This is a genomic window from Thermovenabulum sp. (genome assembly GCF_049701175.1).
Taxonomy (GTDB): Bacteria; Bacillota; Thermosediminibacteria; order Thermosediminibacterales; family Thermosediminibacteraceae; genus Thermovenabulum.
In genome coordinates, this window is record NZ_JBNATW010000047.1 from 1 (window position 1) to 10,157 (window position 10,157).

11 protein-coding genes and 2 tRNA genes are annotated in these 10,157 nt (G+C 35.9%); 1 reads left to right on the forward strand and 12 read right to left on the reverse strand.

Translation table 11 applies throughout. The features are described 5' to 3' along the window. Positions 1 to 84: 84 nt before the first annotated feature. From ACPLVF_RS11545 to ACPLVF_RS11570, 6 genes are all read right to left on the reverse strand, one after another. Entirely contained in the window at positions 85 to 861 is a 777-nt protein-coding gene (locus ACPLVF_RS11545; protein ID WP_424907978.1) for a serine hydrolase, read from the reverse strand. A gap of 27 nt (positions 862 to 888) precedes the next feature. After that, positions 889 to 1,209, reverse strand: a complete 321-nt coding sequence (locus ACPLVF_RS11550; RefSeq protein ID WP_424907979.1) for a DUF86 domain-containing protein — start codon at positions 1,207 to 1,209, stop codon at positions 889 to 891. A 281-nt stretch (positions 1,210 to 1,490) separates the two neighbouring features. Next, positions 1,491 to 1,578: transfer RNA gene (locus ACPLVF_RS11555), tRNA-Leu, on the reverse strand. Between the two features lie 67 nt (positions 1,579 to 1,645). Further along, on the reverse strand, positions 1,646 to 3,427 hold the full coding sequence (locus ACPLVF_RS11560; RefSeq protein WP_424907980.1) for a sigma 54-interacting transcriptional regulator: 1,782 nt from the start codon (positions 3,425 to 3,427) through the stop codon (positions 1,646 to 1,648). Positions 3,428 to 3,580: 153 nt separating this feature from the next. Continuing rightward, positions 3,581 to 5,254: a dihydrolipoyl dehydrogenase gene (lpdA, locus tag ACPLVF_RS11565; protein ID WP_424907981.1), complete on the reverse strand. Its 1,674-nt coding sequence runs from the start codon at positions 5,252 to 5,254 to the stop codon at positions 3,581 to 3,583. A 77-nt stretch (positions 5,255 to 5,331) separates the two neighbouring features. Then, a complete protein-coding gene (locus ACPLVF_RS11570; protein ID WP_424907982.1) occupies positions 5,332 to 6,003 on the reverse strand; it encodes a glycosyltransferase family 2 protein in 672 nt (223 codons plus the stop codon). 71 nt (positions 6,004 to 6,074) lie between these two features. Between ACPLVF_RS11570 and ACPLVF_RS11575 the strand changes: the two genes are divergently transcribed. Further along, positions 6,075 to 6,821: a L,D-transpeptidase family protein gene (locus ACPLVF_RS11575; RefSeq protein ID WP_424907983.1), complete on the forward strand. Its 747-nt coding sequence runs from the start codon at positions 6,075 to 6,077 to the stop codon at positions 6,819 to 6,821. On the opposite strand, the gene ACPLVF_RS11580 is transcribed toward ACPLVF_RS11575, so the two are convergent. The 6 genes from ACPLVF_RS11580 to ACPLVF_RS11605 form a co-directional block, all read right to left on the reverse strand. After that, positions 6,808 to 7,926 carry a P1 family peptidase gene (locus ACPLVF_RS11580; RefSeq protein WP_424907984.1) on the reverse strand — a complete coding sequence of 373 codons (1,119 nt, stop codon included), beginning with the start codon at positions 7,924 to 7,926 and terminating at the stop codon, positions 6,808 to 6,810. The two genes, ACPLVF_RS11575 and ACPLVF_RS11580, sit on opposite strands and share 14 nt — an antisense overlap. 10 nt (positions 7,927 to 7,936) lie before the next feature. Next, positions 7,937 to 8,197 carry a hypothetical protein gene (locus ACPLVF_RS11585; RefSeq protein WP_424907985.1) on the reverse strand — a complete coding sequence of 87 codons (261 nt, stop codon included), beginning with the start codon at positions 8,195 to 8,197 and terminating at the stop codon, positions 7,937 to 7,939. A gap of 227 nt (positions 8,198 to 8,424) precedes the next feature. Further along, complete coding sequence (locus ACPLVF_RS11590) at positions 8,425 to 8,790, reverse strand: pyrroline-5-carboxylate reductase family protein (RefSeq protein ID WP_424907988.1); 366 nt, start codon at positions 8,788 to 8,790, stop codon at positions 8,425 to 8,427. 6 nt (positions 8,791 to 8,796) lie between these two features. Next, positions 8,797 to 9,234 carry a pyrroline-5-carboxylate reductase family protein gene (locus tag ACPLVF_RS11595; RefSeq protein WP_424907986.1) on the reverse strand — a complete coding sequence of 146 codons (438 nt, stop codon included), beginning with the start codon at positions 9,232 to 9,234 and terminating at the stop codon, positions 8,797 to 8,799. A gap of 142 nt (positions 9,235 to 9,376) precedes the next feature. Continuing rightward, a tRNA-Leu gene (locus ACPLVF_RS11600) sits at positions 9,377 to 9,463 on the reverse strand. Between the two features lie 104 nt (positions 9,464 to 9,567). Beyond that, the gene (locus tag ACPLVF_RS11605) at positions 9,568 to 10,089 is read right to left on the reverse strand and encodes a hypothetical protein (protein ID WP_424907987.1); all 522 of its coding nucleotides are present in this window, start codon (positions 10,087 to 10,089) and stop codon (positions 9,568 to 9,570) included. Between the last annotated feature and the right edge of the window lie 68 nt (positions 10,090 to 10,157).

Here is a 10,157-nt window from a genome sequence, read left to right on the forward strand (position 1 = left end):
CGGATGCCCTAAAATCGGTATTTCATCTGTTTCTCTAATCATCGCAATTTACTCTGAGCAGGATATGCAGGTAATTTATTATTACTATTTTGAACTAAAATAATCGTATATAATTTTTCCCAATAGATTGTGAACCCTAATTCCTTCAAGGTTATCTTTAAGATTGCTCATCATTACGACAACTAATATTTCCCTGCCATTTACAAAAAGAATCCCTGCATCGTGCTCAATAGTCGGCAGATCTCCCGTCTTATGTGCAAACCGAACATCAGCTGGCATTAACAAAGGCAATTTATTGTTGCACTGCTGTCTAAGAAGTATTTTTATCATTTCCTCTCGGTATTCTGAGGAAATTTCAGAGCCTTCTGCAATTAGCTTTAATATATAATAAGTATCCATAACAGATGTATAATTATCCAGCCCTTTAGCCTTTGCCTCAAGGTCCATCATTCTTCTTTGTAGAATTGTGTTTCTCATTCCCAATTCTTTTATTTCTTGATTTATAGCATCCATCCCAAGATAATCTATCAACATATTAGTAGCGGTATTATCGCTTAAAATGATCATAAGTGTAGCTAAATCCCTTATAGAAAGATTCAAACCAGCATGTAAATCCTGTAATATTCCAAAACCACCCGTTTTATGTTCTTCTTTTAAAATTATTTCTTTGTCAAGATTTATATTTCCTTTTTCTGCTTCTTTGTAGAGTTTCCATAAAATCCATAGTTTTATAATACTTGCAGAAGGATAGACTTGCCCTTCATTTACAAAAATTTTTTCTCCACTTTTTAAATCATGAATAATTATGCTCCACGTACCTTCAAGTCCTTTTACAGCATCTTTAATTTTTTCTTCGAGCATATTCTTAAACCTCTCAATTTTCTATAATTATGCCTTCAATACATAATCAGGGTAAAATTGGAGCCTCCTATCCGAGTAGAGAGGCAAAAAACAATTGATCGATAGAAAAACCTTCTTAAAATTATATAATTTTGCATAAGAAATAATATCATCTAAAAAAATATACACGTCTTTTAAATTATGTTTAACGATATTATATATCGCTTTAAAATCTATATCTCCATACTGATGGGCAAGTAAATTCCTCAATCCTATCATGCTTTCTAAAGGCTTAATAAGTTCTTGTCTAATTACTTTTTCTTTTGCTAAAATATCTGCCATATCAGATAAATAAATGGGTTCTTCCATTCCTTCATCTATTTACCATCGGTTAATTCCATCCTTATCTTTTCTTTAGTAGATTTAAAATAAGTATCGATTATATGCATTTGGTCAATATAATAATAAAAATTTTTAGCACGAAACTTTTTTAAAATTTCCTCACGGAAAATAAAGTATGGAAATACACCTCTGTAGAAATATTTTTAATTTCAATTATATTATAACACATCTTTTAAATATTAAATCAATATCGTAGTATAAATAAAAAACTTCCCTTTTTATAGGGAAGTCGCATTTCTAAAATAAACTGGTGCCGAAGGCGGGAGTCGAACCCGCACGGGTTTAGGGCCCACCGGATTTTGAGTCCGGCGCGTCTGCCAATTCCACCACTTCGGCACAGATCAAACTGCAATAAATATAATACCACAAGATTTTTCATTATTCAATAGCAAATTATGCGAATTTAGCATTGCAAATTGTATTGCTTCAGCTTATTATACAAAGTGCTTCTTGAAATATTTAAAGCCTTAGCAGTTTTTGTCTTATTAAAAGAAAACTTTTTTAATGTTTCGATGATCACCTTTTTTTCCGCTAAATCGGCAGCTTTTTCCAAATCAAGGTTGTCAAAATTATTGACTGCAGATAATTCATTGGAAGAAGTTATAAAACTTAACTTTGTTTTGATATTTAATGGCAGCATCTCTTCATTAATTATTCCATCCTCCGATAAAATCACAAGCCTTTCCACTATATTTTTGAGTTCCCTCACATTCCCTGGCCATGAATAATCCAAAAAGAATTTTATGACCTTTGGGTCTACTTTCTTTATTTTTTTGTTGTAAATTTCTTCAAATTCCTCAATAAAGCTGTTCATTAGTAAAATTATATCTTCTTTTCTTTCTCTAAGGGGCGGGATCTCGATAGTAATAACATTTATCCTGTAATACAAATCTTTTCTAAACTCATTTTTTTCAATTAAATTTTCAAGCGGTCTATTGGTAGCACAAATAATCCTGACATCGACTTTTAAAGGTTTTGTGCCTCCTACCTTGTAGAAAGTGCCGTCCTGAAGAACCCTTAATAATTTTGCCTGCATTTCAAGGGGAAGTTCTCCGATTTCATCTAAAAATACGGTTCCTCCATCCGCAACTTCAAGAAGACCGGGCTTTCCTTGTCTGCTTGCCCCAGAAAATGCTCCTGCTTCATATCCGAAAAGCTCGCTTTCAAAGAGGTTAGGAGGAATAGCCGCACAATTCAGTTTTACTATAGGAGCACTTTTCCTTTCGCTGTTTTCGTGTATAGCTGATGCTATAAGCTCTTTCCCCGTCCCGCTTTCACCGATTATAAGCACAGGTACGGAGAGATTTGCAACCTTTTTTGCAAGTTCCACGGCCTTAATCATGATTTTATTTTTACTTTTGAGTTTGCCAAATATAAAATCCGACCCAGAAAACGTGCTTAATTTTTCTTCTAAAAGGGTTAATTTTTTTGCGGTTTTATCAAGTTCAAAATGAAGTTTTAAATTATTTGTTATATCAACACAATTTATTATCAAACCGTCAAGCCAGTTTCCATAGCAAAAGGGCCTGATTTTTACAGAAAACACCTTTCCATCGCTTTTCAGCTCCCAAGTTTTTTCTTCGTTAATGTTTTTACTTTCTCTTAAATGTATGTAAGACTCATTCGGAAATATTCTTTTGAGCATAGATTCTTTATCACTAATAGGTCCAAAATACTCTTCGAAATATTTGTTGTAAAAAATTGGATTTAGCTCGCTATCCAAAACGCAAATACCGGTATCGATATTTTCCAATACAACTTTTTGGAATCCTACCGCTCTTTCCAATTGATTTGAAAAGGCATCACATATGGTTTTTGCAGTTATCAATCCCAATATATTGCCGTTTTTATCTTTTACCGGCGCCCTTGAAATCCCAAGCTCCCTCATTTTTGCTCGGGCATCCAAAAGCATCATTTCTGCAGGAATGAAAATAACATCTTTCACCATTATATCTTTTACCGGTGTTTTTATGCTAATACCCCTTGCATAAGCCTTTGCCACATCATTTCGCGTCATAATGCCCGTTATATTCTTACTGTTGTCTAAAATCAACACCTCTTCAGCCTGTCTTAATAGCATCAACTCGTTTAATTTTTCGAGTTCTGTTTCCTGAGAAACCCAAAGGATATCTTCTTTCACAGCATCCTTAACCTTTATATCGAGAAGGAAATCTTGTGCTTCCACAACTACCACCTCATAGGATAAATTCTATATTTATTGTCTTATTCCTTCCAGATATATTTATAAAATCAAATATATTGTTTCTAAAATTTATTAAAAATCGTAAAAAAAGCCGGCATACTGTAAAAAAGTAAAGCCGGCTAATATTAAAAAGGTTTAAAGAGAATGAATCGGCCTATCAAAAGCGGCATGGGCTGCTTCCATAATGCATTCGGAATATGTCGGGTGTGCGTGAACCACTTCAGCCAATTCTTTTGCGGTCATTCCCCTTTCTATTGCAACCTTTGCTTCATGTATAAGGTCCGCCGCACCTTCCCCTAAAATGTGCACACCCAAAATTTTACCCGTGCTTTTATCCGAAATAATTTTTACAAATCCCTCTTCTTCGCCATCCGCTTTAGCTTTACCGCTTGCAAGGTAGTAGAACTTTCCAACTTTTACATCATATCCTTTTTCCTTTGCCTGCACCTCCGTCAAACCTACTGATGCAATTTCGGGATGAGTAAAGACGGCTGAGGGAATGTTTTCAAATTCCATTTTACTTTTTATACCCATTATATTTTCTGCTGCTATAATGCCTTCCTTTGATGCCACATGGGCAAGCATCAGTCCACCCGTCAAATCTCCCACCGCATATACACCTTCTACACTGGTCATCATGTGTTCATCTACTTTTACGGCAGATTTCACCATTTCTATCCCTAAATCTTCTAGTCCCAGTCCTTCGCTGTTTATGGCCCTTCCTATTGAAACAAATACTTTATCGGATGTAAATATTTTACTTTCCCCTTTAACCTCTGCAAAAACAGCTAAACCCCCATTTTCCACCTGTTCTATCTTCACTACTTTTGCAGAAGTTACAACCTTTATCCCCTTTTTTTCTGCAATATCCCTTAATCCTTCCGAAATCTCTTCATCCATATTAGGTAAAATCCTCGGCATGAGCTCGATAACCGTTACCTTTACCCCAAAGGAATTAAAAATAAAGGCGTATTCCATGCCGATGACACCACCTCCGATTATCACAAGGTTTGCAGGAAGTACGGTGTTTTCCAAAATTTCATCGCTATTTTGTACACCGGGTAAATCTATTCCGGGTATGGGCAAAACCGCAGGTCTTGAACCCGTTGCAAGAATTATACCCCTTTCAGCCTTTACTATAATCCTTTTATTCTCTTTTATAACCTCAACGGTATTCTTATTTAATAGCTTTGCAGTGCCGTGTAGGAAATTAACCTTATTTGCAATCAAAAGCCCTTCAATGCCGTTTCGAAGACTATATACAACATTGTTTTTCCTTTCCATAATTTTCTCATAGCTTATGTCAAAATCCGTTATTCTTATGCCATATTCTTGTGCCCTTTTAACGTAATCTATAATTTTTGCCGATTTTGCGAGGGTTTTAGTAGGTATGCAGCCCCTATTTAGGCAGGTACCGCCTAATTTATCCTTTTCCACTAATACCACCTTTACCCCCAATTGAGCGGCTTTTATAGCAGCAACGTATCCACCAGGGCCTCCTCCCAAAATTGCTATGTCGCAGGTTAAGGTTTCTTCGTTTGAAGGTTGAGTACTATCTACTTTTTCTACGCCTATCTCTTCAATATTAGCCACTACATCCCCGACTTTTACCATTTTCCCTTCTTCAACATTAATTTTTGTCAATCTTCCATCACAGGGGGCTTCAACCTCCATGTTCACCTTCAAAGCAGAAATTTCAAAAAGAATTTCACCTTTTTTTACCAAATCCCCTTCCTTTTTGTGCCATTTTACAAGCGTAGCTTCTTCCAAAGTTGGAGAAAATTTTGGAACCTTTATTTCAACAAGCATAAACGTCCTCCTTTTTGTTTTTTTTTAAATACATTGCAAAAAAAATACCAGCTTTCAAATGCCGTAAAATTCTATGCCTATTGTATTATTTTTTGAACAAATGTATAAAGAATGTCCAATAGCTGTTTTCCTCTGTGGACAAACCCCTTTAAATCCTTTTTTGTCCCTTCATGATGCATATTAGTTAAAATCTCCTTTACCCTTCCCCCTTTTTTAATTACATCAATGGTAATACCCACTTCCATCCCGTAGCCTTTGGGGAAGCATTTTAATTCCTCTAAAAACTTCCTTTTTACAGCTCTTTGCCCCGAAAGGGGAAAATTAAAAAATTTTTTTGTGAAAACGTAAATTCCAACCCTCGCAAAACCCTTTGTAATGCCGAACCCGCCTTCTTTAATATTAGAAGTTTTTTTAAAGCCGGCAACGGTCATATCTGCTTCGCCGTGTATTATAGGGTTTATCAGCGCTAAAATATCTTCTCTGTCAAATTTAATATCCGCATCGAGAAACAATATAATATCTCCTTCAGCTTCTTTAAAGCCCGCAAAGCATGCGTATCCCTTGCCGTGATTTTTTTTCAGGTTCACTACTTTAACCCCTTTTATTTCTGCTTTTTTCCCTGTATCGTCTGTCGACCCATCGTTTACGACGATAATCTCATTTATTTCTTTTATCTTTTTTAGCGAGTCTATCACAGATTCTATTTTTTTTGCCTCATTATATGCCGGAATCACCGCACTTATTTTCATTATGGACCACCCGGTATTAAAATGAATTTATAAATTCTCCTGTGGAAAAATAATTTTGGGAGGTGAATTTATTGTACAAAAATAAGCACATTCAAAAGGGCGAAGGAAAGTTTTTCGCTATTATAATTATTTTTTTTATAGTTTTTTATACCCTCCGAATACCCTTCACTTATGCAAAAAGTTTTGATTTAAATAAAAAAAACGCCGAAAATTTTTCGGCAGAAAAAAAACAACCTAAAGGGGAAGTATCAATCGTAATTTACACATTAGAAAGAAAGCTCTGCGTTCTTATAGACGGTAAAGTTCACAAAACCTACAGGGTAGCAGTAGGCACTTTTGAAACTCCAACCCCCATCGGCTTATTTAAAATCATTGAAAAAGCTAAGTGGGGTGAAGGATTCGGCTCCCGATGGATGAGGCTCAGCGTTCCCTGGGGGATATACGGAATCCACGGCACCAACCGACCATCGTCCATAGGGGGTTTTGCTTCCCATGGATGTATTAGAATGCACAATAAAAATGTAGAAGAACTTTATTCCATGGTAAAGGTCGGGACAAAGGTATATATCGTAGGAGGTATAGATGGGCCCTTTACCTTTGGTTTTAGGACCCTTGTAGAAGGTTCTCGCGGCTCTGATGTACAGGAAGTACAAAAAAGGCTCCATAATTACGGCTATTACAGCGGAAATTTTGACGGAATCTTCGGTTGGGGAACGAAAGCTTCCGTTATAGCTTTTCAGATAAAAAATGGGCTTAGGCCTACGGGCATAGTTGACACAGAAACTTATGAAAAACTCGGCATTTTCAGGTTTGAGTAATGGCTTCCAAAAGTTGTTCTACGGGCAATACAGGGACTTCATGGTCATCTCTGCCAATTATTTTTTCCGCTGTAAAAAGCGAATCCCATACTGCTTCTTCCACCGCTTCAACTACAGCCTGAAAGATAAAATCTATAACACTACTATGTTGAGAAATAGTTTTTATGCTTACGACATTTTCACCATAATGGCAAATTCTGTTGGCGGTAGAAAAAGCTACGGCTATGTCTCCGCTCCCGTTTCCCATGAAAGAGCCCGTCCTTGCAAGCCCAAGAATGCTCCTTTTTGCAACCCTTTCAAGCAATAGGGCATCCAAAGGTGCATCAGTAGCAATAATAATTATACAAGAGCCGTCATCTTTATCTTTTAGAGTTTCTTTTATATCTTTGGTAATATTTTTTTCTTCCTTTAGCTTTTGTTTTAGCAACCTTCCTACATTTTTGCAATTAAATGTAAGGTCATCCATTCTACCATAATTTGTAAGCAAAAGAGCTCCTACAGTATAGGTATGGCCATTAATCTCAACCATCCTTGAGGATGTACCTATTCCACCTTTAAATCCGTGGCAAATCATGCCCGTCCCGGCTCCAACACTCCCCGTTTCGAATTCTTTTTTTGCACTATTTAAAGCTTCAAAAACATTTTCCTTTTTTATGTGCCTGCCCCGGATGTCGTTCAGGTAACCGTCATTGCATTCTAAAACAACGGGATTGACGGTACCAGTAGTCACACCAATGTCCTCATTTAAAGAAAGCATATAATCTATGAGAGCATCAGATGCTATACCTACAGAAAGGGTATTTGTAAGCACAATTGGCGTTTCCAATGTTCCGAGTTCCCTGATTTGCATTAATCCTGCAGATTTCCCGAAACCATTCCCTATAAAACAGGAGGCAAGTAATTTTTCTTTAAAAATATTGCCTTCATGGGGCAAAATTGCAGTAACGCCGGTTCTTGCAGGGCCCTTGCCGGGTATTAATTTCCCGCCACCTAAAATTACTGTAGAATGCCCCACCTTTATCCCTTTCACATCGGTAATGGCATTGAGAGGCCCGGTAGGCAGATGTCCCAAGGAAATCCCATACTCTCTCATTCTTTTTCTCATGATATCACCCTTATTCATTCTCCGACTTATTTTGATCCTTATACTTTGTTATCGATTCGCAGCAATTGTCCCCTTCAAGGACATTTTTTATAGCTGGATCTACCTCACAGTAAAGCCTTCCAATTTCCTGCCAGTTTTTTTCTATCCAAACCCTTGCAAAAGCGCAGGATTCTAAAGTTCCGTATTTTTCCTCATTTTTGTATTCAGATTTTCCCTTCAAGACAGAGCTTATCGGCATATCGTAAAATTTACGCCATTTTTTCCACAGCATTGTCTTTCTCCGACATAGGAATCCCCTTCCTTTTTAATAATGTAAGATTTATGTAGATAATTTGGCATCGTATTTTGTACCCTTAGAAAATATGCTATTAAAATTTTTAAAAATTTAAATTTCAATTTTTTCTTAATTTCATAATATAATTCTATATATTAAAGCAATATTCCTTCAGTAAATTTAAAAAGCCCCTAACCGCAGTTAAAATACGGTTAGGGGCTTTCTCAGCTTTCTTTCATAAGTTCTAAAGCCCTCTTTTTTGCATTCTGCATAGCAAGATAGATAATATCTTGAAAACCATGTTTTTCAAGGGTTTTTATTGCGGCATAAGTAGTGCCATTGGGTGAAGTAACTTTTTCTCTTAGCTTCTTTAAAGGTTCTCTTTTTTCTACAGCCATTTTCGCAGCGCCATAGAAAGTCTGAAGAGCCAATTTTTCAGCTATATTTCTTGATAAGCCAATTTTTTCACCTGCTTCAATCATTGCTTCAACCATGTAATAAATATAAGCAGGGCCGCTCCCAGATAAAACCGTAACTGCATCAAGTTGCTCTTCTTCAATTATATAAGTTTTACCAATTGAAGAAAAAATTCCTTTTTATAAAGTTAAAGCTTCATCATCGGAAAATCTACCTTTTGCAATTGCTGTAGCCGATTCTCCAACCTCGCAGGAAATGTTGGGCATCGCCCTAATTACTCTTATGTCTTCCCCAATAGTATTTTCAATTAATTCCGTTGTAATACCTGCTGCAACGGATATAATAATATGGTGAGGTTTTATATATTCTTTTGCTGAATTTAAAAAACCTAAAACATCCTTCGGTTTCACTGCAATAATTACTATGTCAATGTTTTTAAAAAATTCTTCTAAATTTTTTGTGGTATTTACACCATAATTTTCCCTCATATATATCAACTTTTCATCATTCTTTTTATTTGTTACCCAAATATTTTCCCCTTTATAAATTCCTTTACCTATCAAGCCTTTAATTATTGCTTCAGCCATTGCCCCAGAGCCTACAAAACCCAACTTCATTTTTTATACCTCCATTTTTTGTATACAGTATGTATTATACTATCTATTATAGTTAATTTTTTCACAATGTCAATATTTTATCTTTTCCCTTAAAAATACAAAAAACCTCTCTTTTTTGGAGAGGCTTTTTAACAAAATATAATGGTGCCGAAGGCGGGATTCGAACCCGCACGTGCGTATGCACACTACACCCTGAATGTAGCGCGTCTGCCAATTCCACCACTTCGGCAATATTTTTTGCATTTTTATATTACCACATTTATTTTAACATTGCAATAAGCTAAATGTCAAAAAGCTTTTTTAGTTCTCTTGCCTGGCAGCGGCTAACTTTATTCAAAATTTATGTTTTTCTTCAATTTTCGGTTTCAAGAACTTCTCAAGCTTTTTTCCCCACCGGCTCGTTATTACCCTGTTATTTTTAAGGTCCACTGCTGCAATATTGATGCGACTCCAGCCTTTTAGCAAAAAAAGGTAGCTTTTCTCATAGGAGTAACTTCGAATTTTTTTCTCAACTTTTTCTTCTATCCCTTCTTCCAGCACTGCAACCCCGTTTATTATACTGCACATGTGGTCTTCCTTGGGCATCACATAAATTTTATGAACATTTTTTAAAAATTCGTCAAATAAAAATAAGTCCTCTTCACTAAATTTTTTTCTGAATACTTTTATTGCATAGTATTCATTGGTCTCGTAGGAATCGATAACATCTTTTAAGGTTAAAAAGGTCCTGACGTGTTTTGCATAGCAACTTGCGAAAAGTTCAAACTTTATTCCTGAAATAATTTTTTCCTTTTCGAGATCAAAGAACGGTTTTAACCGCTCGCTAATCATATCAATATATTTTAAAGAATCCATAGTGTTGAATTTGCCTGGTCATCTAAACTGTGACAAACTTCCCAGTTTAGAAGGCTGGGCTATTTATA